At 72.5% G+C, this 25,410-nt stretch carries 29 protein-coding genes; 15 read left to right on the top strand and 14 right to left on the bottom strand.

Annotated elements, in window-relative coordinates:
- Positions 1 to 37 precede the first annotated feature (37 nt).
- Entirely contained in the window at positions 38 to 1,405 is a 1,368-nt protein-coding gene (locus tag ACT01A_RS18485) for an MFS transporter (RefSeq protein ID WP_445148563.1), read from the top strand.
- 14 nt (positions 1,406 to 1,419) lie between these two features.
- Positions 1,420 to 2,001: a TetR/AcrR family transcriptional regulator gene (locus ACT01A_RS18490; protein ID WP_445148564.1), complete on the top strand. Its 582-nt coding sequence runs from the start codon at positions 1,420 to 1,422 to the stop codon at positions 1,999 to 2,001.
- Here ACT01A_RS18490 and ACT01A_RS18495 read toward each other — a convergent pair.
- From ACT01A_RS18495 to ACT01A_RS18510, 4 genes are all read right to left on the bottom strand, one after another.
- Positions 1,998 to 2,726, bottom strand: coding sequence for an ATP-binding protein (locus ACT01A_RS18495; protein ID WP_445148565.1), 729 nt, complete (start codon positions 2,724 to 2,726; stop codon positions 1,998 to 2,000). The two genes, ACT01A_RS18490 and ACT01A_RS18495, sit on opposite strands and share 4 nt — an antisense overlap.
- A complete protein-coding gene (locus ACT01A_RS18500; RefSeq protein WP_445148566.1) occupies positions 2,726 to 4,015 on the bottom strand; it encodes a hypothetical protein in 1,290 nt (429 codons plus the stop codon). The genes ACT01A_RS18495 and ACT01A_RS18500 overlap by 1 nt, the downstream gene beginning before the upstream one ends.
- A gap of 63 nt (positions 4,016 to 4,078) precedes the next feature.
- Entirely contained in the window at positions 4,079 to 4,783 is a 705-nt protein-coding gene (locus ACT01A_RS18505; RefSeq protein ID WP_445148567.1) for a hypothetical protein, read from the bottom strand.
- A complete protein-coding gene (locus tag ACT01A_RS18510; RefSeq protein ID WP_445148568.1) occupies positions 4,780 to 5,388 on the bottom strand; it encodes an RNA polymerase sigma factor in 609 nt (202 codons plus the stop codon). Before ACT01A_RS18510 ends, ACT01A_RS18505 begins: the two co-directional genes overlap by 4 nt.
- A 202-nt stretch (positions 5,389 to 5,590) precedes the next feature.
- On the opposite strand from ACT01A_RS18510, the gene ACT01A_RS18515 reads away from it, so the two are divergent.
- On the top strand, positions 5,591 to 5,944 hold the full coding sequence (locus tag ACT01A_RS18515; RefSeq protein ID WP_445148569.1) for a hypothetical protein: 354 nt from the start codon (positions 5,591 to 5,593) through the stop codon (positions 5,942 to 5,944).
- Positions 5,944 to 6,570 (top strand): hypothetical protein, encoded by a 627-nt coding sequence (locus ACT01A_RS18520; RefSeq protein ID WP_445148570.1) that lies wholly within the window; start codon positions 5,944 to 5,946, stop codon positions 6,568 to 6,570. The genes ACT01A_RS18515 and ACT01A_RS18520 overlap by 1 nt, the downstream gene beginning before the upstream one ends.
- An 11-nt stretch (positions 6,571 to 6,581) precedes the next feature.
- Here the strand turns inward: ACT01A_RS18520 and ACT01A_RS18525 are convergent, their stop codons facing one another.
- Positions 6,582 to 7,037 carry a hypothetical protein gene (locus ACT01A_RS18525; protein ID WP_445148571.1) on the bottom strand — a complete coding sequence of 152 codons (456 nt, stop codon included), beginning with the start codon at positions 7,035 to 7,037 and terminating at the stop codon, positions 6,582 to 6,584.
- Positions 7,038 to 7,111: 74 nt separating this feature from the next.
- On the opposite strand from ACT01A_RS18525, the gene ACT01A_RS18530 reads away from it, so the two are divergent.
- Complete coding sequence (locus ACT01A_RS18530) at positions 7,112 to 7,405, top strand: helix-turn-helix domain-containing protein (RefSeq protein ID WP_445148572.1); 294 nt, start codon at positions 7,112 to 7,114, stop codon at positions 7,403 to 7,405.
- Here ACT01A_RS18530 and ACT01A_RS18535 read toward each other — a convergent pair.
- From ACT01A_RS18535 to ACT01A_RS18545, 3 genes are all read right to left on the bottom strand, one after another.
- Positions 7,402 to 7,728: a hypothetical protein gene (locus ACT01A_RS18535; RefSeq protein WP_445148573.1), complete on the bottom strand. Its 327-nt coding sequence runs from the start codon at positions 7,726 to 7,728 to the stop codon at positions 7,402 to 7,404. The genes ACT01A_RS18530 and ACT01A_RS18535 overlap by 4 nt on opposite strands.
- Positions 7,729 to 8,119: 391 nt before the next feature.
- Positions 8,120 to 9,592, bottom strand: coding sequence for a hypothetical protein (locus tag ACT01A_RS18540; RefSeq protein WP_445148574.1), 1,473 nt, complete (start codon positions 9,590 to 9,592; stop codon positions 8,120 to 8,122).
- Positions 9,593 to 9,708: 116 nt separating this feature from the next.
- On the bottom strand, positions 9,709 to 10,071 hold the full coding sequence (locus ACT01A_RS18545) for a hypothetical protein (RefSeq protein WP_445148575.1): 363 nt from the start codon (positions 10,069 to 10,071) through the stop codon (positions 9,709 to 9,711).
- Positions 10,072 to 10,118: 47 nt separating this feature from the next.
- On the opposite strand from ACT01A_RS18545, the gene ACT01A_RS18550 reads away from it, so the two are divergent.
- The gene (locus tag ACT01A_RS18550; protein ID WP_445148576.1) at positions 10,119 to 11,201 is read left to right on the top strand and encodes a LacI family DNA-binding transcriptional regulator; all 1,083 of its coding nucleotides are present in this window, start codon (positions 10,119 to 10,121) and stop codon (positions 11,199 to 11,201) included.
- A 10-nt stretch (positions 11,202 to 11,211) separates the two neighbouring features.
- Positions 11,212 to 12,768 carry an acyl-CoA synthetase gene (locus ACT01A_RS18555; RefSeq protein WP_445148577.1) on the top strand — a complete coding sequence of 519 codons (1,557 nt, stop codon included), beginning with the start codon at positions 11,212 to 11,214 and terminating at the stop codon, positions 12,766 to 12,768.
- Here ACT01A_RS18555 and ACT01A_RS18560 read toward each other — a convergent pair.
- Positions 12,765 to 13,076: a GNAT family N-acetyltransferase gene (locus ACT01A_RS18560; RefSeq protein ID WP_445148578.1), complete on the bottom strand. Its 312-nt coding sequence runs from the start codon at positions 13,074 to 13,076 to the stop codon at positions 12,765 to 12,767. The two genes, ACT01A_RS18555 and ACT01A_RS18560, sit on opposite strands and share 4 nt — an antisense overlap.
- 94 nt (positions 13,077 to 13,170) lie before the next feature.
- Here ACT01A_RS18560 and ACT01A_RS18565 point away from each other — a divergent pair, with 94 nt between their 5' ends.
- From ACT01A_RS18565 to ACT01A_RS18575, 3 genes are all read left to right on the top strand, one after another.
- Positions 13,171 to 13,809, top strand: coding sequence for a sensor domain-containing protein (locus ACT01A_RS18565; RefSeq protein WP_445148579.1), 639 nt, complete (start codon positions 13,171 to 13,173; stop codon positions 13,807 to 13,809).
- Positions 13,810 to 13,871: 62 nt separating this feature from the next.
- Positions 13,872 to 14,102 carry a type II toxin-antitoxin system RelE/ParE family toxin gene (locus ACT01A_RS18570; protein ID WP_445148580.1) on the top strand — a complete coding sequence of 77 codons (231 nt, stop codon included), beginning with the start codon at positions 13,872 to 13,874 and terminating at the stop codon, positions 14,100 to 14,102.
- Positions 14,103 to 14,167: 65 nt separating this feature from the next.
- Positions 14,168 to 14,452 carry a helix-turn-helix domain-containing protein gene (locus ACT01A_RS18575; RefSeq protein WP_445148581.1) on the top strand — a complete coding sequence of 95 codons (285 nt, stop codon included), beginning with the start codon at positions 14,168 to 14,170 and terminating at the stop codon, positions 14,450 to 14,452.
- A gap of 143 nt (positions 14,453 to 14,595) precedes the next feature.
- Here the strand turns inward: ACT01A_RS18575 and ACT01A_RS18580 are convergent, their stop codons facing one another.
- A complete protein-coding gene (locus ACT01A_RS18580; protein ID WP_445148582.1) occupies positions 14,596 to 16,059 on the bottom strand; it encodes an MFS transporter in 1,464 nt (487 codons plus the stop codon).
- A gap of 122 nt (positions 16,060 to 16,181) precedes the next feature.
- Here ACT01A_RS18580 and ACT01A_RS18585 point away from each other — a divergent pair, with 122 nt between their 5' ends.
- Positions 16,182 to 16,844, top strand: a complete 663-nt coding sequence (locus tag ACT01A_RS18585) for a TetR/AcrR family transcriptional regulator (RefSeq protein ID WP_445148583.1) — start codon at positions 16,182 to 16,184, stop codon at positions 16,842 to 16,844.
- Positions 16,845 to 16,875: 31 nt separating this feature from the next.
- Entirely contained in the window at positions 16,876 to 17,970 is a 1,095-nt protein-coding gene (locus ACT01A_RS18590; protein ID WP_445148584.1) for a hypothetical protein, read from the top strand.
- Between the two features lie 21 nt (positions 17,971 to 17,991).
- Here the strand turns inward: ACT01A_RS18590 and ACT01A_RS18595 are convergent, their stop codons facing one another.
- Both ACT01A_RS18595 and ACT01A_RS18600 read right to left on the bottom strand, forming a co-directional pair.
- The gene (locus ACT01A_RS18595) at positions 17,992 to 18,558 is read right to left on the bottom strand and encodes a TetR/AcrR family transcriptional regulator (protein ID WP_445148585.1); all 567 of its coding nucleotides are present in this window, start codon (positions 18,556 to 18,558) and stop codon (positions 17,992 to 17,994) included.
- On the bottom strand, positions 18,555 to 20,087 hold the full coding sequence (locus tag ACT01A_RS18600; protein ID WP_445148586.1) for a glycerol-3-phosphate dehydrogenase/oxidase: 1,533 nt from the start codon (positions 20,085 to 20,087) through the stop codon (positions 18,555 to 18,557). The genes ACT01A_RS18595 and ACT01A_RS18600 overlap by 4 nt, the downstream gene beginning before the upstream one ends.
- 28 nt (positions 20,088 to 20,115) lie before the next feature.
- Here ACT01A_RS18600 and ACT01A_RS18605 point away from each other — a divergent pair, with 28 nt between their 5' ends.
- The gene (locus ACT01A_RS18605; protein WP_445148587.1) at positions 20,116 to 21,714 is read left to right on the top strand and encodes an FAD-binding oxidoreductase; all 1,599 of its coding nucleotides are present in this window, start codon (positions 20,116 to 20,118) and stop codon (positions 21,712 to 21,714) included.
- 72 nt (positions 21,715 to 21,786) lie between these two features.
- On the opposite strand, the gene ACT01A_RS18610 is transcribed toward ACT01A_RS18605, so the two are convergent.
- Positions 21,787 to 22,419 (bottom strand): PadR family transcriptional regulator, encoded by a 633-nt coding sequence (locus ACT01A_RS18610; protein WP_445148588.1) that lies wholly within the window; start codon positions 22,417 to 22,419, stop codon positions 21,787 to 21,789.
- A 159-nt stretch (positions 22,420 to 22,578) separates the two neighbouring features.
- Positions 22,579 to 22,983: an FHA domain-containing protein gene (locus ACT01A_RS18615; protein WP_445148589.1), complete on the bottom strand. Its 405-nt coding sequence runs from the start codon at positions 22,981 to 22,983 to the stop codon at positions 22,579 to 22,581.
- 137 nt (positions 22,984 to 23,120) lie between these two features.
- On the opposite strand from ACT01A_RS18615, the gene ACT01A_RS18620 reads away from it, so the two are divergent.
- Together ACT01A_RS18620 and ACT01A_RS18625 are read left to right on the top strand one after the other, a co-directional pair.
- The gene (locus ACT01A_RS18620; RefSeq protein ID WP_445148590.1) at positions 23,121 to 23,381 is read left to right on the top strand and encodes a hypothetical protein; all 261 of its coding nucleotides are present in this window, start codon (positions 23,121 to 23,123) and stop codon (positions 23,379 to 23,381) included.
- A gap of 110 nt (positions 23,382 to 23,491) precedes the next feature.
- On the top strand, positions 23,492 to 25,282 hold the full coding sequence (locus ACT01A_RS18625; protein WP_445148591.1) for a methyl-accepting chemotaxis protein: 1,791 nt from the start codon (positions 23,492 to 23,494) through the stop codon (positions 25,280 to 25,282).
- Positions 25,283 to 25,410 lie beyond the last annotated feature (128 nt).

Here is a 25,410-nt window from a genome sequence, read left to right on the forward strand (position 1 = left end):
TGACAGCACTGTAAGGCGATCTCTAGTCTGCATTGACATGAGTGTCAATGCAGAGATTTCCCGCCGACCCTGGAACGTCCTCGCGCTGCTCGTGGTCGCGCAGTTCATGGTCGTCTTGGACATCACGATCGTGAACGTCGCGCTGCCGTCGATCGGCCGCGCGCTGACGTTCTCCGCGGGCGGCCTGCCGTGGGTCGTAACCGCCTACGTGCTCAGCGCGGGCGGCCTGTACCTCGTCGGCGGACGGCTGGCCGACCTGGTCGGGCGGCGCACGACGTTCCTGATGGGGTTGGCGACGTTCACCGGCGGGTCTTTGGTCTGCGGGCTGGCCGGCTCGCCGGGGCTGCTGATCGGCGCGCGCGCCGTGCAGGGCGCGGGCGCGGCGCTGCTGACGCCCAGCGCACTGTCGATCCTCGCGGTGACCTACGGCGGCGCGCAGCGCGCGCAGGCGCTGGCGATCTGGGGCGCGGTCGGCTCGGCGGGTGCCGGGGCCGGCGTGGTCGCGGGCGGGATGCTGACCACGTGGCTGAGCTGGGAGTGGGTCTTCTGGGTCAACGTCCCGGTCGGCGCGGCGGTCGCGGTGATGGCGCTGCGCGTGGTCGAGGCGGGGTCGTCGTCGGCGGCGCGATCCGCCGGGCGCTCCGCGTGGCGCGCACTCGACCTCCCGGGCACGGCGACGTCGGTCACGGGCCTCGTGGCCTTGGTGTACGGGATCTCGGAGAAGGAGCTGCTCGTCGCCGCGGTCGGCGCGCTGTTGTTGGTGGCTTTCTTTGCGATCGAGCGCCGGGTCGCCCGGCCGCTGGTGGCGCCCTCGGTCTGGCGGATCCCGGCGCTGGCGCCGGGCGCGTTGGCGATGCTCGCCGCGACCGGACTGATCGCCGGCACGTTCTTCCTGGGGTCGGTCCAGCTCCAGCAGCAGCTCGGGTTCTCGGCGCTTCAGACCGGCCTGGCGTTCCTGCCGCTCGTGGTCGCGATCGCGGCCGGCGTGCACGTCGCGTCGCACGCGATCGGGCAGGTCGGCTCCCGCGCGCTGATGGGCGCCGGGTTCGCGCTGGTCGCCGTCGGCGCGGTCATCGGCAGCGGTGGCTCCTACGCGAGCGCGATCCTGCCCGGCATGGTGCTGCTCGGCCTCGGCTTCGGGCTGACGTTCCCCTCGATCTCGATCGCGGCGATGAGCGCGGTCGGCCACGGCGAGGCGGGCTCGGCGTCCGGGCTGATGTCGACGGCCCACGAGGTCGGCGCGGCCCTGGGCGTCGCGGTCCTCTCGTCGGTGGCGGGCGCGTCCTTCGCGTTCGGTGACGCGATGCTCGCGATGGCGGTGACCGCGGGCGTGCTGGCGGCGGTGGCGCTGATGGCGGCGCCGGTCGTCCGGCCCGCGGAGGGCACGCGCGTGGCGGCGCACTGAGTACGGTGCTCTGCGTGCCGCCGACCGACCACCGCCGCGCGACCGCCGAGCGCAACGCCGAGGCGATCCTCGGCGCCGCCGAGGCCCAGATGGCCCGCGGTACGGCGGTGTCGATCTCCTCGGTGGCGGCCGACGCGGGCGTCTCGCGCGTCACGCTGTACGCGCACTTCCCCACGCGCGAGGCGCTGATCGAGGGCGTCGTCACGCGCGTGGTCGGGCAGGTGCGCGACGCGCTCGCCGACGCGCGCCTCGACGACGGCCCGGCGCTGGAGACGCTGGACCGCGTGATCGCGATCGGCTGGGACCACCTTGACCGCGGCGGGGCGATCGCGCGCGTCGGCGCCGACGCGCTCACGCCCGCCGCCATGGACCGCGCGCACGCCGCGCTGCACGAGCCGCTCGGCGCGCTGATCCGCCGCGGGCAGGCGTCTGGTGAGTTCCGCGATGACTTGAGCGTCGCCTGGCTGCTGACGACGTTCTTCGCGGTCATGCACGCGGCCGGCGAGCAGCTCCGCGCGGGCGCGTTGGCGCCCGAGGACGCGGTCGGCGTGCTTCAGCCGACGCTGCGCTCGGTGTTCGCCAAGCCCGCGGGCTAGGACGCCAGGCGGAAGTCGGCGCCGGTCATGAAGAACGGCTGCTCGATCATCTGCATCAACCGCGAGTAGGTGCGCTCGCCGATGTGGTCGGCGAGCGTGTCCGGGTTGATGCCCTCGCCGTAGGGCGTGTCGGACGTGAAGACGATCGCCTTGTTGTGCTCGTAGCGGCGGTTGACGATCGTGTAGAGCTGCTCCAGCACCCAGTCGTTCGGTCGCGGGACCGAGACGTCCTCCAGGTGCAGCAGGTCGACGTGCGTCACCGCGTCGATGATCTGGCGCGTGGTCGGCTGGGCGTCGGGCTTGTAGGAGTCGCGCAGCTCGTTGAGCAAGTCGGTGGTGTTGCGCGTCAGGACGGAGAGCCCGGCCGCGCGCGCCTCCTGGGCGACGTAATAGGCGAGCGTCGTCTTGCCCGTGCCCTTGTTGCCCAGCAGCCACAGCCCGCGGCCCTCGCTGGCGTTCTGCACGACCCGGCCCGCGTAGCGACGGACCGCGCCGGCGGTCGCGGTGTGGCGCTCGGCGATCCCGGACAGCGGCAGCCGCGACCAGTCGAGGTCCTGGAAGCGCGGCGGCGCGTAGCGGCCGACCGAGGCCTCCATGTCGCTGTGGGAGCGGCGGCGCAGGCGCTCCTCGCGGCAGGTGCACGGGTAGGCGCTGCGCGTCACCTCGTCGAAGAGGAAGCCGTTGGCGTCGCAGCCGTGGGGGCAGTCGAAGTCGTCGTCGAACATCAGGCGGGGGTCGGGATGCGGCTGCCGAGCAGCGGTTCGCCGGCGGCGCAGCACAGTCGATGGTAGGTCTCCTGGGAGAGCGCCGCGGCCAGCGCCTCCAGCGGCCAGCCGGTCGAGACGATCACGGTGGACTTCTGGTGCTCGTAGCGGCCGATCGCGATCAGCTCCAGCTGCTCGGAGAGCCAGTCGCGCTGCCACTGGGCGGCGCGCTCCAGGACGCGCTGGTCGAGGCCGACGAGCACGAGCAGGTCGGCGGTGCGCAGCGCCTCTAGGCGGTCGCGGTAGCCGCCGCGGCGCGAGAGGTGCACAAGGCTGCGGTAGAGGCTGGAGAGCGAGTACAGCGCGACGCCGCGGCCGGCGTGGTGGGCGGCGCGGGCGATCGCGGCGGCGCTCGACCCGGCGGCGGTCTCGGCGACCTTGCGGACCTCCATCAGGCTCAGCTCGCCGCCCGCACGCGAGGCGGTCTCGCGCTGGCGCTGGTCGGTGAGCGCATCGGCGTCCAGCGCGGCGCCGGCGCGCGCGGCGGCGGCCTCGAACTCCGCCTGGGTGCGCGGCGGGGCCTCGACGTCGTCGAGCGCGTCGACACCGCCGGAACGCACGCGGCGGTCCCAGTCGGCGACGGTCATCCAGAGGCCGGCGCCCGCGTCGAGCTGGGCGTCGACGTCGTCGGTCCAGCGGCGCACGATCGGCGTCAGCGCCGGGTGCAGCTCGGGATGCAGCGAGGAGGCCAGGCCGAAGTTGAGGATCTCGGTCGTGATCCGCCCGCCGAGGCGGCGGTCGCGGTGGCGCTGGATGCGCAGCGGCCGGCAGCGGCAGGGGCGCGACTCGCGCGTGACCGCGTCGACGATCCAGCCGGAGCCGTCGCAGTGCTCGCCCGGGTCCATCGTGCCCTTGCGGCGGCGGCGCGGGTGGAAGTCGCAGACCTGCTCGTCGGGGTCGGCGGACGTAGAGCTGAGTGGCGCGCCGGGGCGCAGGAAGACGAAGCGGGCGCCGTCGGGGGTGGGGGCCTCGCTCGGGGCGGGCTGGGCGGCCGCCTCGCGCCGGCCAGGCGCCGTGAGCGTGACGCGTGCAGGGTCGGCGTGGGCGACCAGCCGGACGAGGCCGCGCGTCGCCAGCCGGTCGGTCACGACCGCGACGACGCGCTCGTCCAGCGCCGCCTGTTCGGCGACGCCCGGGAGCGGCAGCTCGCGCGCGCCGAGGCCCAGCACGAGCCCTTCGCGGTCCAGGCGCGCGATCGCGGCCAGGACCCAGGCGTCCAGCTCGCGGTCGTGGCGGTCGGCGTCGGGCACGGCCCCCGATCGTAGAAGGGGCTGTGGTCGGGTCGGGCGCGGGAAGGGCCGGAGTTTGCGGGATCAGGTGGGATCGACGGGCTGTGACGTACGGCCGCTGGACCCGTCTGCGATCAGGAGCTGGTGGAAGAACGCCTGCCGTCCGTCGCGGGCGACGATGAACGTGCCGTCGTCGGCGATGTCGACCTCCCAGGTGCGCCCGGTCGCGCTGCGCAGGAGGTGCAGACGGCGCACGCTGCGGTCGACGGCACCGTAGAGCACGTTGATGCCGCCGGCGGTCTCCTGGCGGGCGAAGATGAAGTGGAAGTCCCCCATACGCCCGCAGGTCTGCGCCAGGTTCGCCGGGAGCTCCTTGAACTGCCCGGACCGGACAAGCCCGAGCCGCCCGCGCACGACGTGCCCGACTGCCAGGCAGGTCCGGCCGGTCGTGCCGCGATAGGCCCGCATGCCCCACGGCGCTCCGCCGCTGGGGTCGCGGACCACGGCCAGCGCGAGCGGCCGGGCGCTTGGCGTCAGGCGGCTTTCGCCCTTCGGGTCCGGCGTCCCGCGGCGGTCGGACGGCACTGCGTCGCCATCGCCGGTGAAGACCTTCGTCCCGGTCGCGACGGCGGCGACCGCGAGGACCGGCGCCAAGGTCGCGATCGCGATCCGCCACACGCGGCCGCTGCGGCCGCGGCGTCGCTCCTGCGCCCTTTCCGCTCCGAGCGATCGGAACGCGTGCTCCAAGGACTTCGCGGCGGGGTGCTCCGGCGGGATCCGGTCGCTCACGCGAGCAGCTCCTGGGGCTCGGTGGGCTCGTCCTCGGCTAGCGACTTCGCCAGCTGCCGCAGCCCGCGCGAGACCCGGGCGCGGACGACCTCCTCGCTGGCACCGCAGGCGCGCGCGATCTCGTCGTAGCCGCGATGCTCGACGACCCGCAGCGTCAGCGCGGTGCGCTGCTCGGCGCCGAGCCGGTCGAGCGCGTCGGCCAGCTGCGGGCGCACGCGCTGCAGGTCGGCCAGGTCCTCGATGCGCTCGTACTCGGCCGGCCCGAGCGTCGCGATCGGGATCCCCAGCCGCTCCAGGCTGCGCTTCTCGACCACCCCGCGCTCGCGCCAGCGGTAGAGCTGGTGGCGCGCGACGGTCCACATCCACGCGCGGCCGGAGTCCTCGGTAGTCCCGCGGAACTCGTCGATGTGGGCGAACAGCTCGGCGAAGGTCTCGGCCATCAGGTCGAAGGCGGTCTCGGGATCCAGGGTGCGGCGGGCGAAGTAGCGCAGGACCTGCTCGTGGTACTCGACATAGACGTCTGCGAACCGCGCGGGGTTCTCGCGCGCGCCGACGAAGCCTGAACGCCGCCGTACATGCCCTAAGTCTCGCAGCCGACCCCGCATCCCGGCGTGATCCTCCCATACCAGTAAAGGGTTTAGAAAGTGCTGAGTTCCTGAACCGGCGTAGGCGCGCTCTGACAGCGCCGGTCACAGAACTCATCGCCGAGCGTTTGTCACAAGTTCCGCGCTCGCCTCCCTAGTGCTTCAAATGAGCAGGAACGGAAGCACTTGGGCGGCATCGGGTAGCAATCGACTCTCTTTCGGAGTGATCATGCTCGCCCTGCTCTGCGCGTTCTCCTTCGGCGCGATCGTCCGCGTGGCGACCGCGGACCCGAGCTACCACACCAACTGCGTCGGGCACGGGTTCCTCGAGGGCGCGGACTACACCGACGGCAGCTTCTTCGCCCGCGTCGACGACGGCTGCAACTCGGGCTACCACGAGTGCGCGATCTACAGCTACGGGGTCTGGCGTGGCGGCACGGCGACGGGCCCCGCCGGGATCTGCAATGCCTGGTCGCGCAACTACGGCAACTACACCGAGTGCGCCGGATCGGCCTACACCTATGCCTCGGGCCTGTTCAGCGGCCACTTCCACTACGCGCCCAACCGGTGCATCTGATGCGACGTCGCCTGATCGTCCTCCTCGCCTTGGTCGCCGCCGTCGTCGCGGGCGTCGCGTCTGCGTCGGCGATCACCGCGCAGGTCGACCCGGACACCGCCGTCAGCCCGCCGAACATCCAGCCCGACGGCACCGGCGCGCGCGTGCCGGTCACGGCCACGGACCCGGACGGACGGCCCGCGTTCGCGATCCGCGTCTACCGGTCGAAGTCCGGGCTCATCTGCCCCGAGGCCGGCCGGACCGCGGGCGGGCGCTTCGGCCAGCTCGACCCCGCGGGCGAGGTCGAGGCGACCGAAGTTGCGGCCACGGGCGTCTGCCAGGACCTCAGCAAGGAGCCGGCCGGCTACGTCGTCAACCACTATCCCGCGCGCGGCAAGCTCCCGGCGCGGGCGGTGGTCTTCGGCGTGACGACCGACGCCGTCACCGGCGTGACGCTCACGACCGCCGGCGTTCAGCGTCCCGTGCGGTTCGCGGGCAACACCTACATCTCGGTCGTGCGCGAGGACGCCCTCGCGGGCGCCTCGCTGGACGTCACGCTGGCCGACGGAACGACCAAGTCCTATGCCTTGCAGCCGTCGGTCGCGCCGCTGATTGCGCCGGCCCCGGAAGAGACGACGACCGGGTGAGCTGGCTCGCGCTAACCGGTCGCGGCGCGCTTGGCGGTCTCGCGCACGATGCGCTGGACCTTCGGGCGCATCGCGTCCAGGATCTTCTGCATCTGCGCGCGCGCCTCGGGGTCCAGCGGCACCGGCTGCGGGTAGCCGTTCTCGCCAGTCGGCAGCGTCAGCACGCCGCACAGCTTCTGGAGTCCGACGAGCGGGTCGTTGATCTCCGACTCGTTCTCGGGCACGAGCGCGTAGAAGTGCTCGACCGCGCCGCGGACGCGGCCCTCCTCGGCCAGCTCGACGACGCCGGCCGCCAAGAGCGTCCGCACGTGGTAGGCCACCGAGCCGAGGGTGTTGCTGGTCACCTCCGCCAGCCGCGTCGGGCTGATGGGCTGCCCGTAGCTGCGCATCGCGTCCACGATCTGGTCGCGCGCGGGATGAGGGCGAAGGGTCTTGCGTCGCTTTTGCTGCTCGCGGGCCGAGGCCATGTTGGGTTTCACGCTCCTGTCGTCGGGAGATGCTGAGCGAGCGCGTGGACGCCGTGTCCGACCATGCCGCTCGCATGCTGGCGGAGCTCCGCCATCCCGTGCGGCTGCCGATCTTGCTGGCGCTCGAGGCGCGCCCGCGCAGTGCATCTGAGTTGGCCGAGGAGCTCGACGAGCCCTTCGACCGGGTCAACCACGCGATGCGGGCACTCTCCGCCGCGGGGATGATCGAGCTGGTGCGCCAGGAGCCGGCTGAGGCGTCCCCCAACCTGCTGCGGCGCGTGTACGCGTCGCGGTATCGCGGATGGCCGACGCTGGTGCAGACGCTCGAGGCGATCGTCGCAACGGCCGGCGAGCCGGCCTCCGACTAGCGCGCCGCCGCCTTGAGGCACGCGCGCAGTCCTCCAAGGGTGACCCGGCGGCCGCGCGAGATGCCGGCCATCATCGTCGTGTAGATCTCCGGCGAGACGGCCTTCATGCTGGCCAGCGCCATCGCGACCTTGTCGTGATGGCTGATCGCGACGCCGTCCGGCGCGGCAAATCGGACTTCGCTGGTCGAGTACTCCGTCGACGGGTTGCCGCGCGTGGCGGTGATCATCAGCCGGACCTCGGCAAGCGTGGCGCCGGAGCCGTCGAGCTTGTCGGTGAACGCGCGGATCGCTGCCTCGCGCGCTGCGATGACCGCGTCCTCCAAGCGAGCGTCCGGATCCTCCTCGGTAGGTGCCGGGGAAGGCGTCGTGCGGTCGGATGGGTGAGGCGGCGTGAGCGACATGGCGTCCCCGGCCGGTGGACCGCAGTCCGCCGACGGTTCGGATGTGACGAGTGGCGCGGCACTGTAACGACACTCACTGCTGTGTGCAATAACCGCGCTGAAACAAATTCCAGTTCACGTCCGCGTAAAAGCCAGGCCGCGCCGCCCAAGGGCTGAGGTTCGGCGGCGCGGCTAGGCGTCTACGGGCCGAGATGGGCCGTTTCCTCGGCATGGACACCGCTGCGCCCGGAAGATCACAAAACGGCGCGACGAACCTGGCGCACACGCGCTTGGCGGCGCATGCGCAGGTTCGCCGCGCTTTGCGGTGGTGCGGCTAGCGCTTGAGCGTGATCGTGAGCTTGTCGGCGCCCGCGACGACCGTGAGCTTGACGGTCTTGGCGCTGCGCAGCTTGCGCTTGCCGGCCTTGGTGACCTTGACCTTCACCTTGGCCGTGCCGTTCTTGGAGGCCTTGGCCGAGCCCTTGGCGACGACGGTGGCGCCGCGCTTGGCCGAGACGGCGACCTTGGTGTTGGCCTTGCGGCCGCTGACCGTGACGGTGAGGCCGTTCTTGAGGAAGGCCTTCAGCGAGGGCGTTGCGCCGATCGTCAGCCGCTTGGTCGCGGTCCCACTCTTGGTGCCGTTGCCGTTGGCGTTCGGGCCGGTCTGGTTGTTGTTGGTGGCCGCGCCGGCGCGGGTGACGGTCTCGCAGTCGGCGGCGACGACGTCCTGCGGGTCGGCCTTGACGGTGTCGGGGCCGGGGCCGCAGGAGATCGTGTCGAGCTCGCCGTCGACGGCGTCGATCGTGTCGGCGGCGCTGCCGGGGCTGAGGTCGCAGTGCAGCTCGTTGCAGCGGCCGTCGCGGTCGGCGACGATCTTGTCCTGGCCGGGGCCACCGGTGATCGTGTCGTTGCCGTAGCCGCCGGTCAGGTCGTCGCTGCCGGAGCCGCCGTCGATCGTGTCGTCGTCGTCGGTGCCCTTGAGCTTGTCGTTGCCGCCCTTGCCGGAGAGCTCGGCGCGGTTGCCGACCTCGGAAGCGGTCGCGACGTCGTCGCCCTCGGTGCCGCCGAAGCGCAGCGAGCCATAGGACTCGACGAGCTCCATGTTGGTGACGTTGTCGCCCTCGCCCGGGAAGCCGTCATCGGCGACGCCGTCGAGCGTGACGGTGACGAGCTGCTCGGTCGCGGGGTCGCCGCGCATCCAGTCGGTGATCGAGTCGCGGCCCGGGCCGCCGTCGATGACGTCGGCGCTGCGGTCCTCCATGGGGTCGGAGGTCAGGACGTCGTCGCCGTTGCCGCCGCGGACGACGTCGGCACCCGCGCCGCCGTTGACCTTGTCATTGCCATCGCCGCCGTCGAGCTCGTCGTCGCCGCTGAGGCCGTCGATCTCGTCGTTGCCCGGGCCGCCGTTGACGACCTCCGAGCCGTAGCCCTCGGCGAAGTCGTTGCCGGCACCGAGGTCGTAGCGGCCGTACCGGGGCGACGGCGCGTCCTGCAGGTAGGAGTGGATCTTGTCGTCGCCGCCGCCGAGGTTGGCGACGATGCCGCCGGAGCCGCCGGGGCAGGTCACGCCGCCGCCGAACTCCTCGGCGGTGCAGCCCGGGCCGGCGGTGACCGTCCCGGAGACCTGGAGGTTGCCTTCGTAGAAGTGGACGTCGACGAGGTCGACGCTCTCGGTGCCGGTCAGCGTCGCGGTCGTGCCGTCGGAGCTGACCGTCGCCGCGGACGCCACGCCGGGGAGCGCGAGGAGGCCGGCGGCGGCGAGGGCGATGAGCGTCGTGCGAGGGGAGGCGCTGGAGAAGGGGAGCATGCGTAGCAGGCTGCCGCGACGGCGCCCAGGGCGCATCAGGGGGTCGCCCAGTGCTGTGCTCCGGCTGGGAAGGGCGACCCCTTGTAACAAGACGCCGCGAAGGCGGCGCCCGGCGCTTAGTGCGTGCGCCAGACCGTGCGCTCGTCGCCGACCTCGGCGGAAGCGGCCTGGGCGACGGCGGTGCGAGCCTCTGCGCCGATGGCGTGGATGGTCGTAAAGCCCTCGGCCGCGAGGCGGGTCGCCTGCGCCTGGGCGTCGAGCGATCCGCGGGAGTGGCGGACGGTCACGCCCGGCCCGGCGGCTGCGGCGATCGCGGAGGGCACGGCGTCGGTGCCGGCCAGAACAGCGGTCCGGGTGAGGGCGGTCGTCGACGTGTCCTGCTGCGACGCGGCGCTGGTCGCGCACCCCGCGAGGACGAGCGCGACGAGTGCGGAGCGGGCCAGGAGGCCGGAAGAACGATGGAGGTGGGGAGGGGTCATACGTATTACGGTACTACGTATGACGGAGCGGGTGCAAGATTCGGTTCGTGACGGGCCGGCGGGCGTCGGTCGGCCGGGCGTGGTGTGATCCGGTGATCGCCTCCAACGCCCGCCAGCCCCGGCCGGTCTCCGGCGCCGCCTCCGCGCGGTCACGGAAGGTCACCAGCGTCGACGTCGCCAAGCGGGCCGGGGTCTCGCAGACGACGGTGTCGCTGGTGCTGTCGGGCAAGGCGCCGGGGCGGGTGTCGGAGTCGACGGCGGATGCCGTGCGGACGGCGGCCAAGGAGCTGGGGTACCGGCCCAACGCGGCGGCGCGGGCGCTGAGGAGCGGGACGGCGTCGGCGGTGGGGCTCGTCGTGCGCGACGTCACGCATCCGTTCTTCGGCCGGACGCTCCGCGGTGCGCAGCAGGCCGCGCGGGAGGCCGGCCACGTCGTCGTCCTCATCGACGACAACTACGGGACCGAGGGTCGCGAGTCCTCGGCGGTCGCGCTCGCCGAGGGCACGATCGATGGCTTCCTGTTCTTCGCCGCGAAGGTCCCGCGACCGTTGCGCGAGCCCGGCAGTCGCCCGGTCGTCATCGTCGAGTACGAGCAGCCGCGGATCCCGTTCGTCCGGCTGGACAGCGAGACCGGTGCGGACGCGGCGCTGGCGCACCTGGCGCAGCGTGGCCACCGCGAGATCGGCTACCTGCGCTCCAAGGCCGGCGGCCAGACGTTCGAGCGCCGTCACGGCCGCTGGGCGGCCCACCTCGACCGGCTCGGGATCAACCCGGATGACATGGTCATTGGCGAGGCGGACTTCGCGGCGGAGGCGGCGATCGCGGAAGGGCGCCGGCTGCTGCAGGACCCGCGCCGTCCGAGCGCGTTCCTCGCGGACGACGACCTGCTGGCGTCGGGGTTGATCGCCGCCGCCCGTCAGCTCGGGCTGCGTGTGCCGGAGGACGTTGCGGTGGTCGGCTTCGACGACCTCGACGTCGCCCGGCTGCTCGACCTCACCACCGTGCGCTTCGATCCGGAGGCGCTCGGCGCCGCCGCCTTCGGCCTCCTGCACGACCGTCTTCAGGGCAAACGCCCCAAGAACGTCGTCCTGCCGTCGGAGCTCGTCATCCGGGGGTCCACGGGCGGATAGCGTTGTCGGCATGTCCCTCGAGATGCCGAGCACGGTCGCCGACCTCGTCCGCCGCAGCGCCCGACGCTGGCCGACCCGCACCGCGCTGGTGTTCGGCGAGCGCCGCTGGACCTACGAGGAGCTGGACGACGCCGTCAGCCGCATCGCCGGCCGGCTACTGGAGGCGGGCTTCGCTCACGGCGACCGGGTCGCGGCGCTGGGCACGAACTCCGACGCCTACCTCTTGCTCTACCTCGGCTGCGCGCGCGCCGGGCTCGTCCACGTCCCGATCAACTACAACCTGGTCGGGTCGGAGCTGGCCTACATCGTCAAGCAGTCCCGGTCGAGTGGGCTGTTCGCCGATCCGGGTCTCGTGCCGGCCGTCGAGGCGATCGGCGACGACCTCGGCGACGTCCGCAAGATCGGCACGCTGCGAGACGGGGCGGACCCGCTGGACGACGTGCTGGCCTGGGCGCTGACGGGCGAGGTGCCGTCGTTGGAAGGAGTCACGGTCAAGGACGACGACCTGGTCCAGTTGTTGTACACCTCGGGAACGACCGCCGCGCCGAAGGGCGCGATGATGACCCACCGCGCGTTCGTCCACGAGTACATCTCCTGCGTCGTGGCGCTGGACATGCGCGCCGACGACGTCCCGTTGCACCCGCTGCCGCTCTACCACTCGGCGCAGATGCACGCGTTCCTGATGCCCTACCTGATGCTCGGCGCGGTCAACCACGTCGTCGAGAAGCCGGACCCGGCCGACATCCTGGAGCGCGTCGAGCGCGACAAGATCACCTCGCTCTTCGCGCCACCGACGGTCTGGATCGCGATCAGCGAGCACCCGGACTTCGCCACGCGCGACCTGTCGGCCTTGAAGAAGGCCTACTACGGCGCGTCGATCATGCCCGTGCCGGTGCTTCAGCGACTGCGCGACGCGCTGGAGGGCGTCGGCTTCTACAACGCCTTCGGCCAATCTGAGATCGCGCCGCTGGCGACCGCCCTGCGCCCAGAGGAGCACGACGACCGCCCCGACTCCGCCGGGCGGCCGGTGCTGTTCGTGGAGATCAAGGTGGTGGACGACGACGGCAACGACGTGACGGCCGGCGGCCAGGGCGAGGTCCTCTACCGCTCGCCGCAGCTGTGCGCCGGCTACTGGGACAAGCCGGAGGAGACCGAAGAGGCCTTCGCCGGCGGTTGGTTTCACTCCGGCGATCTTGTACGGGTTGACGAGGAGGGCTTCATCTTCGTCGTCGACCGCGTCAAGGACGTCATCAACACCGGCGGCGTGCTCGTCGCCAGCCGCGAGGTCGAAGAGGCGCTCTACACGCACCCGGCGGTGGCCGAGGTCGCGGTGATCGGCACGCCGCACGAGAAGTGGATCGAGGCGATCGCCGCGGTCGTCGTCACGCGTGAGCCCGTCGCCGAGGCCGACCTCCTGGCTCACGCCCGCGAGCACCTCGCGCCGTTCAAGCTGCCCAAGGCCATCCACTTCGTCGACGAGCTGCCCAAGAACCCGTCCGGCAAGCTGCTCAAGCGCGAGCTGCGCGAGCAGTTCGGCGACGGCAGCGGCTCGGCGGTCGGGCGCTAGCCGAGGCCGAACTTCGCGCGCCAGTCAGCGGGCACCAGGTCCGCGTACTCGTCCGGGTGGCGCTGGATGTAGGCGTTGACGAACGGGCAGAACGGCAGCACGGTGAGGCCGCGGGCGCGGGCGTCGTCGAGGGCGAAGCGGATCAACGTGCTGCCGATGCCTTGGCCTTCGAAGCGCTGGTCGACCTCGGTGTGGACGAAGGCGATCAGGCCGGGGCGCTCGCGGTACTGGGTGAAGCCGGCGGGTGCGCCGTCGGCGGTGATCGCGTAGCGCTCGGCCTCGGGCTCGTTGACGACGGAGGTCTCCATGGGGCCGACACGCTAGATGGTCGGGATTTCCGGAGGGCGAGGACGCCAGCGCGCCGCATGGTGGGCGGGGCGCCGGACGACGAGCATGGAGGACATGGCCACCACGACCCTCTCCTCCTCCCCACTGCCGCGGCCGGCCGGCGTCGCGGCGACCGCCGGGCGCGACGCGCTCTACCTCCTCGCCGGTCTCCCCGCCGGCGTGGTCACGTTCACGGTGCTCGTCACCGGCTTCTCCCTGGCGGCCGGCCTGGCGATCACGCTGCTCGGCATCCCCGTCCTGCTCGCGACGCTCTACGCCGCGCGCTGGATGGGCGATGCCGAGCGGGCGCGGGCGAACCTCGCGGGCGGCGGCGCGGCGCGCATCCAGCGCACGCCGCGCCCGTGGACCGGCGGCCCGCTGGCCCGGACGAAGGCCGCCGGGACCGACGTCGGTGCCTGGCGCGACGCGCTCTGGGGTCTGCTGCTGCTCCCGATCGGCATCGCCGGCTTCACGATCGCGACCACGGCCTGGTCGCTCGCCCTCGGCTTCCTGACCTCGCCCTTGTGGTGGTGGTCGCTCCCGGACGACGACGACCAGCCGACCGAGGTCCTGCGCTTCCTCCACGACCACGGTGCGGCACCGACGGTTACCCGCGCGATGCTCGGCCTACTGCTCGTGCCGGTGGCGTTCTTCGCGTGCCGCGCGACGGCGGCGGCGACGCTCAAGGGCGCCCGCGCGATCTTGTCGCACTAGCTGCTGGAGGTTGTCACCAACAACGTGTACCTTGTACAAGGTATGCATTGTACGTTCGCCGCATGGTCTGGACGGTCAGGTCCTCGCGCCACCACAACATGAAGGAGTTGCGCGCGGTGGGCAGTCATCTTCGCGCGCTGTACGCCTTCGATCCTCATCGGCGGGCGATCATCCTGCTTGGCGGAGACAAGTCGGGCGATTGGACGGGCTGGTACGAGCGCAACGTCCCGCGGGCGGACGCTCTGTACGACGAATACTTGCGCACGATCGACGAGGAGGGCAAGAGCCGATGAAGCTGCACAGGTGGGAGGACGTCTACGCTGAGTCCCTTCGCAGGGACCCCGATATGGCGGGGCGGATGGCGAAGCTGGAGAAGGAGGAGGACTTCGTCATGGGTCTCGGGGAGCTGCGTCAGGGGCGCAAGGTCACGCAGAAGGACCTGGCCGAGAAGCTCGGGATGACGCAGGCCAACGTCTCGCGGATCGAGCGTGAGGACGACATCCTGCTGTCCACCCTGGAGAAGTACGCTGCGGCGCTCGGCGGCCGGCTGGAGCTCCACGTGAAGTTCGACGGCAACGACACCGAGTACGTGATCGGTCCCGAAGGGGTCGACATGGGTGAACCGCCGCTCGGCAGCGTCTAGCGCAGCGGAACGGTCACGACCGTGCGGTCAGACCGAGCTGCGACGCGGCGAGAGGCGAAGGCGATCAGGCGTAGGTGGCCGCCGTTTCCGACGGCCACCACGCCATCCTCGGATCCTCTCCCGATCCGTTCTTCGGTCCGCTCCTAGTGGGCCAGCACGGGCTCGCCGACGGTCGACGGCTCGTGGACGCCGGGGCGGATCAAGGCGGTGCAGATGACCGCGGCCACCGCGAAGATCGCGGCCGACCAGTAGAACGCGGTCGTGTAGCCGTGGACGGCGGCCTGGGCGACGACCTCGGCGGTGGCGCGGGGGCCAGCGTCGGTGATCGCGCTCGTCGTGGCGCTCGCGGCCAGCGTGGACAGCAACGCCGTGCCGATCGAGCCGCCGACCTGCTGCATGACGTTCACGGTGGCGCTGGCGACGCCCGCGTCGTTGGCGTCGACGCCCAGCGTGGCGCTCGAGATCGCCGGGGCGAACACGTTGCCCAAGCCGATGCCCATGATCAGCAGGCCAGGCAGCACGTGGGTCCAGTAGGACGAGTCCACGCCGATGCCGGTCAGGAAGACCATGCCCACGGCGCCGAGCGTCAGGCCGATGCCTAGGAGCGGCCGTGCGCCGAAGCGCGGCAGCAGCTGGGTCTGGGCGAGCGTCGCCGAGACCATGATCACGAACGACATCGGCAGGAACGCCAGGCCGGTCTGGATCGGCGTGAAGCCGAGCGTCTGCTGCAGGTAGAACGTCAAGAACAGGAAGACGCCGAACATCGCGATCGCCGACAGGCCCATCGCGAGGTACGCGCCGCCGCGGTCACGGTCCAGGACCACGCGCAGCGGCAGCAGCGGGTGCTTGACGCGCTGCTGGATCGCGATGAACCCGGTGAGCAGCACCACGCCGCCGATCAGGAAGCCGAGCGTCGTCGCGTCGCCCCAGCTGGACTGCTCGGCGTGCGAGAAGCCGTACACGAGGGCGAAGAGGCCGGCGGACGCGGTCAGCGTGCCCGGGATGTCGAGCTTGGCCTTGTCCGGATGGGTCTGGTTGACCATGTACAAGAACGCGCCGACCGCGGCGACGACCGCGAAGACGAGGTTGACGTACAGGCACCAGCGCCAGTCGAGCGTCTCGGTGAGGACGCCGCCGAGCAGCATGCCGACGGCCGCGCCGGAGCCGGCGATCGCGCCGAAGACGCCGAAGGCCTTGTTGCGCTCAGACGGGTCGGTGAACGTCGTGGCCAGCAGCGACAGCGCGGCGGGCGCGAGCAGCGCGCCAAAGACGCCCTGCGCGGCGCGGGCGGTGACGAGCATCCCGAAGGACTGGGCGGCGCCACCGATCGCTGAAGCGACGGCGAAGCCGATCAGGCCCGCGATGAACACCCACTTGCGGCCGAAGAGGTCGCCGATGCGGCCGCCGAGCAGCAGCAGGGAGCCGAACGCGAGCGCGTAGGCGGTGACGATCCACTGGCGGTCGCCGTCGCCGAAGCCGAGGTCCTTCTGGGCGCTGGGGAGCGCGATGTTCACGATCGTCGCGTCGAGGACGACCATGAGCTGGGCGATGCCGAGGATCGCGAGGATCAGCCAGCGGCGATCGTGGTGTTGGTCTGAAGAGGTCATGAAAGGGGAGGTGGGGAGAGGAGTGGCAGTTCGGAAGCGGAGGTGTCTCCTCCGCTCTTGTCGACAGGCTAGCACAGAACTGGAGATAACTCCTCCGCTTTTGGTACGCTCGTCCGCAGATCATGGGCACGACCGCTGACCACAAGCCGCTGCGCGCGGACGCCGAGCGCAACCGCCGCCGCATCCTGGAAGCCGCCGCCGAGGTCTTCGGCGAGCGCGGCCTGGGCGCGACCCTGGACGCGGTCGCCGAGCGCGCGGGCGTCGGGGTCGGCACGGTCTACCGGCGCTTCCCCGACAAGGAGTCGCTGGTCGACGCGCTGTTCGAGGAGCGGATCGAGGAGATCCGCGCGATCGCCCACGAGGCGGCCGAGATCCCGGACGGCTGGGACGCGCTGACGACGTTCATGGAGCGCGCGCTGGAGATGCACTGCCACGACCGTGCGCTGAAGGAGCTCGTGTTCTCCACCGCGCACGGGCAGGACCGCGTCGCCCGGGCGCGCGAGCGCATCAAGCCGGCCGTCGACGCGCTGTTCGAGCGGGCGCGTGCGTCGGGCAAGCTGCGCGACGACGTCGTCACCACCGACCTGCCGATCGTGCAGCTGATGATCACCGCGGTCATGGACTACGCCCAGGACGCCTCGCCGGAGATCTGGCGGCGCTACCTCACGCTCATGCTCGACGGCCTCCGCGCCGACGGCCAGCGCACGCCGCTGGCGCCTGCGCCGCTCACCGACGACCAGCTCGACGGCGTGATGGCGCGCGGGTTCCACACCGCGCGGCGGTAGCTGAGCGCGGCTTCGGGGCATACCGGGCGCCATGAGCCCGGAGTTCGCGTTGAGCCGCGTCGAGGCGGTCGGCGACGACCGGCTGGAGGTCGAGGGCACCTGGTCGGACGTCCGCGGGGTGCGCTTCGTGCGTCCCGCGCTGGTCCTCGGAGGCGGTCAGCGGACGCTGCTGGCCACGCTCGACCACAAGCCGTGGCCCGCGGAGGACGGTCGCCTGTGGACCGCCGCGTTCCCCTGGAAGGGCGGCGAGGCGCCGGACGTCGCGGGGCTGGAGCTGGCGGTGGCGCCGTCGATCGTGGTGCCGTTGGGTGGCGAGGCGGAAGCGGACGCGGTGGCGCAGCAGGACGTGGCCGTCGTGGAGTCTGCGCCGGTCGAGCCGCGGGCGCGTCGCCTGGCTGACGATGAGCGCGAGGCTGCGCGGGCGGCGCGCGCCGAGCAGCGTCTCGCGCACACGCGCGAGGAGCGCGACGAGGTCCGGTCGGAGCGGGACGCGGCGGTCGCCGAGCGCGACCGGCTGGCGGCGGCGCTGGAAGAGGCCCGGCGCGAGGTGTCCGCGCGGCCGTCGCGGGAGGTCGTGCGCAGCGAGCTGCGCCAGCGCGACGAGGCGCTCGCCGAACGGGAGGCGGCGGTCGCGGAGCGCGATGCCGCGCTGGCCGAGCGCGACGCGGTCGTCCGCGAGCGCGATGCGCTGCGGCGCGAGCTGCGCGAGCGCGAGCAGGCTGCCGAGGGTGCGGCACAACGCCGCGAGCAGGCGTTGGCGGAGCGGGACGCCGTGCGGCGTGACGCTGACGCCGAGGTCGAGCGGGCGCGCCGCGAGGGCGAGCGCGTCGCCGCCGAGGCCCGCGACCAGCTCGCCGCCGCCGAGGCCCGCGCCGCCGAGCGCGAGCGCGATCGCGCTGATGCCCGCGTCGCCGAGGTCCGTCAGCGGCTGGCCGATGCCGAGGACGAGCGCGACCGCGCGCTGTCTGAGCCCGCCGGCGTCGCGGCGCCCGTCCCCGTCCAGCGCGTGCCCCGCGAGCACGAGGCCGAGTCCACCCGCGCCGACTGGGCCGCGCGGATCGCCGCGATCCTCGCGCTGTTGGTGCTCTTGGTGTTGTTCATCACCTTCATCCACGCGCTCGGCTGAGCGGCGTCGGGGGCGCGGCGGCTAGGTCGCCAGCACGCAGTCCACGATCCGGCCCAGCTCGGCGCGCAGCGCGGCCTCGGGCACGTCCTCGGCGATGCCGGCGGAAAGGACGAAGGACTGCGCGATGAGCAGCAGGGACTGCGACAAGACGCGGGTGTCTCCTGCGCGGATCGAGCCGTCGATCTGGCCGTCGGCGATCTCCACTCCCAGCAGGCCGATCGCCGCGCGCTGGGTCTCGCCCATGCGCCCCAAGATGTAGGGGAGCAGTAGCTCGGGTTCGGCGTCGATGATCTTGGCCATCAGCGGGCTGGAGCGGAACGCCTCGACCGTGGCCAAGATGTGGTTCTTGACGCGCTCACGGCCGTCGGCGCCCTGGAGGTCGGCGGCGACCTCCTCCATGCCCGCGCGGAACTCGCGGGTCATCAACTCGCGCAGGACCGCGTCGACGTCCGGATAGCGGCGGTAGACGGTCATGCGGCTCACCCCGGCGCGGCGAGCGACGTCGGTCAGCGTGGTGCGCCGGATCCCGAAGTCGAGGATCGAGGCGCGGGTGGCGTCGAGGATGGCGTCGGTCGTGGCGTCGCTCACGCCGCGGAAGCTTGACGACCTTCGTCAAGCAGCGCCTGGACGGCTGGACGCGCCCGCTGCCGATTGGCAGGGACGAGCCCGATCCGGGTGCGGCGGTCCAGGACGTCGTCGGCGTCCAGCGCCAGCTCGGCGGCGGCCGCGTGCAAGATCTCGCACTTGAGGATGTCGGAGCCCGGCAGGATCGGCTCCAGCAGCGCGGGGTCGCCGCCGGCCAGGGCCAGGACGTCCGGCGCCTCGGTGCCGTGGCGGTCGACCAGGCGCGCCGGGGCGGCCACCGCGGCGAGCGCGTCGCGCGGCGCAGCGCCCAGCAGCGGCAGGTTGCGCGTGCGGCACGGGCGGTCCGGCGCGATCGCGTCGACCGCGTCCTGGGCCATCTTGCGGTAGGTGGTGAGCTTGCCGCCGACGACGCTCAGCAGCCCGTCGGAGGCACGAACGACCGCGTGGCTGCGCGAGAGGTCCGCGGTCTTCGTCGCGTCGCCCTCGATGAGCGGGCGCAGCCCGGCGTAGGTGCCCAGGACGTCGTCCCGCGTCAATGGTCGCGCCAGTGACGCGTTCAAGGTGTTCAACAAGAACGTGATGTCGTGCGGTGGCGCCTCCGGCACGTCCGGGATCGGACCGGGCGCCGCCTCGTCGGTCAGCCCGACGTAGGCCACGCCGGAGCGCTGGGCGATCGCGAAGACCCAGCGGTTGCCCTCGCCGGGCACCGGGACGCTGAGCTGTCCGCCGAGGCCGCCGAGCGCGTCCAGCGCGACGACGAGGTGGGTTCCGCGCGACGGGCGCAGCTTCAACGCGTCGGTCAGCTCGCCGGCCCACACGCCGGTCGCGTTGATCACGTGCCGGGCGTCGACGTCGAACGTCGCGCCGGTGAGCTCGTCGCGCAGGCGCGCGCCGCTGCCGGTCGCCTGCACCGCCGCGCAACGGGTGACGATCCGCGCGCCGTGGGCGTGCGCGGTGCGGGCCAAGGCCACTACCAACCGCGCGTCGTCTTCCAGCTGCGCGTCGTAGGAGACCAGCCCGCCGCGCAGGCCGTTGCGCTCCACGCCCGGCGCGTGGCGCAGCAGCGCGGCGGTGTCGGCGCGGTGGGCGCGATGCAGCGTGCGCGCCGACGTGCCGGCCGCGCGGCGTAGCCCGTCGGCGAGCGCCAGCCCGATCCGGGTCTCGCGCTCGGCCTTCTGGCTGATGGCCGCCGTCAGCGGGATCGCCTGGCGGATCGGCCGGACGAGGTGCGGCGCGGTGCGCGTCAACAGGATGTGCCGCTCGCGCGCGCTCTCCAGCGCGATCCCGACCGCGCCCTGGGCGAGGTATCGCACCCCGCCGTGCACGAGCTTGGACGACCAGCGGCTCGTGCCGTGCGCGAGGTCGGCGCGCTCGACCAGCGCGACGCGCAGCCCGCGCGTGGCCGCGTCCAGCGCGACGCCGGCGCCGGTGACGCCGCCGCCGATCACGAGGACGTCGAGCGGAGCGCGGGCGTCGCGCAGCGCGGTGAGGTCCGCGGCACGCTGCGCGGCGTTGAGCAGGCCGTGTGACATTTCGAGCCACAATGTAACATCGTCGGCTGTGACGAGCGAGAACGTGTTCGATCCTGCGTCCGCGTGGCTGCCGCCGGGCGACGCGCCCCTGGTGGGCGATGAGCTGCGCGCGCTGTTGAAGCAGGCCTTTGCGATCGAGGAGGGCGGACCGTCTCCGGCGGCCGTGGCGCTGGAGGTGGGGCCGAGCGCGCTGAGCGAGGCGGCGAAGGCCGCCCTCGCCGCCGCGGTCGGCGGAGCGTCGGAGCAGGTCGTGGAGGACGGGGCCGCGCGCGCCGCGCACGCCAACGGCATGTCCTACCTCGACCTCGTGCGGCGCTCCGCGCAGCCGCCGCGCGTGCCGGACGCGATCGTCCTGCCGGCCAGCCACGACGAGGTCGGCGCGGTGCTGCGCGCGTGCGCCGAGCACGGCGTTGCGGTCGTCCCGTTCGGCGGCGGCACGAGCGTCGTCGGTGGCGTGGCGCCCGAGCCCGGCGGCTTCGCGGCCGTGATCGCGCTGGACCTCGCGCGGCTCGACCAGCTTGTTGAGGTGGATGAGATCTCGTGGACGGCGACGCTGGAGGCGGGCGTGACCGGGCCGCGTGCGGAGGAGCTGCTGGCCGCGCGCGGGTTCACGCTCGGGCACGTGCCGCAGTCCTTCGAGCGGGCGACGATCGGCGGCTACGCGGCGACGCGCTCGTCCGGCCAGCTGTCCACCGGCTGGGGGCGCTTCGACGCGCTGGTCGAGCGCGTGCGCGTGGCGACGCCCGTCGGCGACCTGGACCTCGGCCGCGCGCCCGGCAGCGCCGCCGGCCCCGACCTGAAGCAGTTGGTCCTGGGCTCGGAGGGCGCGTTCGGCGTCGTGACGTCGGTGACCGTGCGCGTGCGGCCGACCCCCGAGGTCCGCCGCCACGAGGGCTGGCGCGTCGCGGACCTGGCGGCGGGCGTCGAGGTGCTGCGGACGCTCGCCCAGCGCGGGCCGCGGCCCGACCTCGCGCGGCTGAGCGACGAGGTCGAGACCGCGATGGGTGTGGCCACCGGCGGCGGTGGCGAAGACCACGCCGGCGGCTGCCTGGTGCTGGTCGGCTGGGAGGGCTTCGCGGACGACGTGGAGCGCCGGGCGACCGCTGCGACGGCGATCCTCGAAGCCGCGGGCGCGGTGCCCCTCGGCGAGCAAGCCGCCGAGTCCTGGCGCCACGGGCGCTTCCGCGCGCCGCGTCTGCGCGACGAGCTGCTCGGTGCCGGCCTACTGATCGAGACGCTGGAGACCGCGACCTCGTGGCGCGAGTTGCATAACTTGCACGCCCGCGTCGGCGACGTCCTGCGTGAGGCCCTCGACGGCTCCTCGCCGCTGGTCGCCTGCCACGTCTCGCACCTTTACGCCGCGGGCGCGTCGCTGTACTTCACGGTCCTCGCTCGCCGCGACGCCGACGATCCCGTCGGCCAGTGGACGCGCGCGAAGGCCGCGGTGATGGACGCGCTCGCCGCCGCGGGCGCGACGCTCACCCACCACCACGCCGTCGGCGCCGACCACGCGCCGTGGCTGGCGGCCGAGGACGGCGAGCTCGGCGTCGAGCTGCTCCGGGCGGTCAAGGACCGCGTCGATCCCGCCGGCATCCTGAACCCCGGCAAGTTGTTGCCCTTGAAGTAGAAACACGACGGCCCGCCGGGGAAGCGGGCCGTCGCGTATGGGTGCTGCGGAGGGGAGAGGGGTCCTGAGCGGCTACTCGGTGTCGGCGTCGTCGGCCGGGGCGTCGCCCTCGGCAGACGTGTCGCCGGCGAGCACGCGGTAGAGCGCGCGCCGGGCCTCTTCGAGGATGGCCTTGGCCTCCCCGAGCTGGGCCTTCGTGCCGGTCTGGCCGACCTGCACCGCGGCCGCCGCCAACGCCCCAACGGCGTGGCGGAGCTCGTGGAGCTCGTTGGTCGCGCCCTCGCCGACCGTCTCCCAGGGGGTCCCGAAGCGCTCGCGGTTGGCCTCGACGTGGGCGGTGCCCTCGTCGGTCAACTCGAACGACTTGCGACCCTCGGTCTCGGTGGCGCGGACGAGATCCTCGTCCTCGAGCTGCGACAGCGCGGGGTAGACCGAGCCGGGGCTCGGACGCCACACGCCACCGCTGCGCTCCTCGATCTCCTGCATCAAGCCGTAGCCGTTGCGCGGCTCCTCGGCCAGCAGCAGGAGGATGGCGGCGCGGATGTCCCCGCGGCGCGCGCGGCGCCCACGGCCCCGCGGGCCGCCCGGCCCGAACGGACCGCCTGGGCCGCCGAACCCGAAGTCACCGCGACCGCCGAACGGACCGCCGCGACCTTCGGACCCGCGACCGGGTCCCATCATCGCCATCAACTCGGGGATCGCCATGCGGCCCATCCCCCGTCCCTTGTGGTGGCAGCGCCCGTGCGGCGCTGCATGCGAGGCACCAGTCATGTGGTGCTCCTTTCGTCTTGACCTATCGAACGACTATCACGATATATCGCGAACGTTCGACTGTCAAGACTATCGGCGATATATCGTCGAGACCTACGCGCCGACGTCCCGATAGGTCACGACGACCCGCCCGAGCACGATCACGTCGCCGTCGCTCAGCTCGGCCTCAGTGACGCGCCGGCCGTTGACGAACGTCCCGTTGGCGGAGCGGTCGTCGAGGATCCGGACGCTCGTGGCGCGCTGGTAGACGATTGCGTGCCGGCGCGAGACCGACTGGTCGTCGAGCACCACGTCGGCCGCGAACGAGCGGCCCACGTGCGTGGTGCCCGGCCGCAGCGGGAGCAGCAGCCGCTCGTCGCCGTCGTCGACCTCCAGGTACCGGCCGGGATCAGGGCGCTTGGCGTCGACGCCGTGGCGCCGATCGCGGTAGGAGACCCGCGGAAGCGCGTCGAGCACCGCGGTGCGGGGATCCGCGGCGACGTCGGGGAGGGAGGTCATGGGGGTCATGACCGCAGTTCAGCGCGCGAACCTGAAAGTCACCTCAACGTCGTACGAGAGGTTCCGCAGCCGCGCCGGCACGGACTGGGCGCATCGAAACCCGATGCGCCGGGAATGGCGTTAGCCTGCCTCCTCGCATGTCATCCGCTCGCCCGCTCACGACCCCCGACGGCCGCCTCGCGCTGAGGCTCCTCGAGGAGGCGGGAGACGCGGGCCTCTCGGTCGCGGAGATGCGTCGCGAAGGCCTCCAGATGCCGGCCCAAGCGCTCTACGAGGTCGAGCTCGCGGGCCATCCGCTGGTGCGCAGCAAGGGGCGCACCCGCCTGCGCCCGGCCGACGCGCCGCCGCCCGTGCCGTTCGAGATGCCCCCGAAGGTGCGTCTCGTGCCGCGCGACTAGAGCGCGGACGCGCCAAGACCCCCGGGTTTTCGGGACGTCGGCATCCCACTTGAGCGTCTGTCCCCCAATGGGGGGATGAACAACGTTCGGGTCGGACCGACCGAGCGGACATGACCTTCTCCGTTCGCGGCAAGCTCCTGGCCGCCTTCGCTGCGATGTTCCTCCTGACCGCCGCCATCGGCGGCCTCGCGCTCAACCGCCTGAGCAAGGTGAGCGATGACGTCAAGACGCTCGGTCAGAAGACCGTGCCGTCCACCGAGCGCATGGGCGAGGTGACGACGATCACCAACAAGATCCGCAAGGACCAGATGCACTACCTGCTGGTGGGGCCGAAGGACCGCGCGGATGTCCTGGGCGACCTCAAGGGCGACGATGAGGACCTCACCGCGCTCTACAAGAAGATCACCACGGACGACCCGACCTACGCGCAGGCCCAGAAGCTGCGCCGCGTGATCGCCAAGTACAACGCGACGGCCGCGCCGTTCGTCAAGCTGCAGAACTCCGGCGACCTTGACGGCGCCGCCGCCGCGATCGACAACCCGGTCTGGGACGAGGTCAAGGCCGCGATGGCCGCCTGGCAGACCGCGCAGATCAAGTCCGCCGCCTCCTTCGCCACGAAGTCCGAGGACAACGCCAGCGCCGCCAAGCGCAACATCGTGATCGGCCTCGGCCTCGCCCTGCTGCTCGGCTTCGCGCTGGCCTGGGTCATCTCCGGTCGCATCGCCTCCCGCATCGGCGCGGTCGTGCGCCGCCTGGGCACGCTGCGCGACGGCGACACCACCGATCTGCGTGACGGTCTGGACCGCTTCGCCGCCGGCGACCTGACGGTCACGGTCGCGACGACCACCGAGCCGCTGGTTGACTCCTCCGGCGACGAGCTCGGCCAGCTGGCCCGCGCCGTCGACGCCGTCCGTGAGACCACGGGCGCCTCGATCGCCTCTTACAACGCCTCCCGCGAGGCGCTGGCCGGCCTCATCGGCCAGGTCGCGGGCACGGCCTCCACGGTCTCGGCGGCCTCGCAGCAGATGGCCTCCACCTCCGAGGAGACCGGCCGCGCGGTGAACGAGATCGCGCACGCGGTCGGCGAGGTCGCCAACGGCACCGAGCGCCAGGTGCGCGCGGTCGGCTCGACCAAGGAGATCACCGAGCAGATGACCGCGGCGACCGCCGAGGGCACGCGCCGCGCCGAGGAGACCGCTGAGACCGCCAACCGCGCTCGCGAGCTGGCCGCTGCCGGCGCCGAGGCCGTGCGCCAGGCGACCGACGCGATGTCGGCCGTCCGCGCCGCCTCCTCCGAGGCGACCGGCGCGATCCGCGCGCTGGGCGACAAGTCCGGCGAGATCGGCGGGATCGTCGACACGATCACGCAGATCTCCGAGCAGACGAACCTCCTGGCGCTCAACGCGGCCATCGAGGCCGCCCGCGCCGGCGAGCAGGGCCGTGGCTTCGCGGTCGTCGCCGACGAGGTCCGCAAGCTCGCCGAGGAGTCCCAGCAGGCCGCGGCGTCGATCGCCAGCCTGATCGGCGAGATCCAGTCTGAGACCGGCCGCGCGGTCGAGGTCGTCGAGTCGGGTCAGGCCCGCACCGACGACGGGGCCCACACGGTCGAGCAGGCGCGCGAGTCGTTCGTCGCGATCGGCGGCTCGATCGAGGAGATGAGCGACCGCGTCGGCCAGATCGACGAGGCCATCGCCCGCATCAGCGAGGCGGCGGTCCGCGTCCAGAACGACATGAACGAGGTCGCCGCGGTGGCCGAGCAGTCTTCGGCCTCCGCCGAGCAGGTTTCGGCCTCGACGGAGCAGACCTCCGCGTCGGCGACCGAGATCGCGACCTCGGCCGAGCAGTTGGCGCGGTCGGCGACCGAGCTCGAGCAGCTGGTGGGTCGTTTCACGCTGGCCTAAGGGCCACTGCCAGGTGGCCTAGACCACCAACCGCCGTTTTTACGTCGAAAGGGCCGCTTGGCAGGCTTTGCTAAGCGGCCCTTACCGATGTAGCGACGCCCCCGGTGACGCCGGCTGTCCAGCCGGGA

The sequence above is a fragment of the Baekduia sp. Peel2402 genome, from assembly GCF_052567285.1.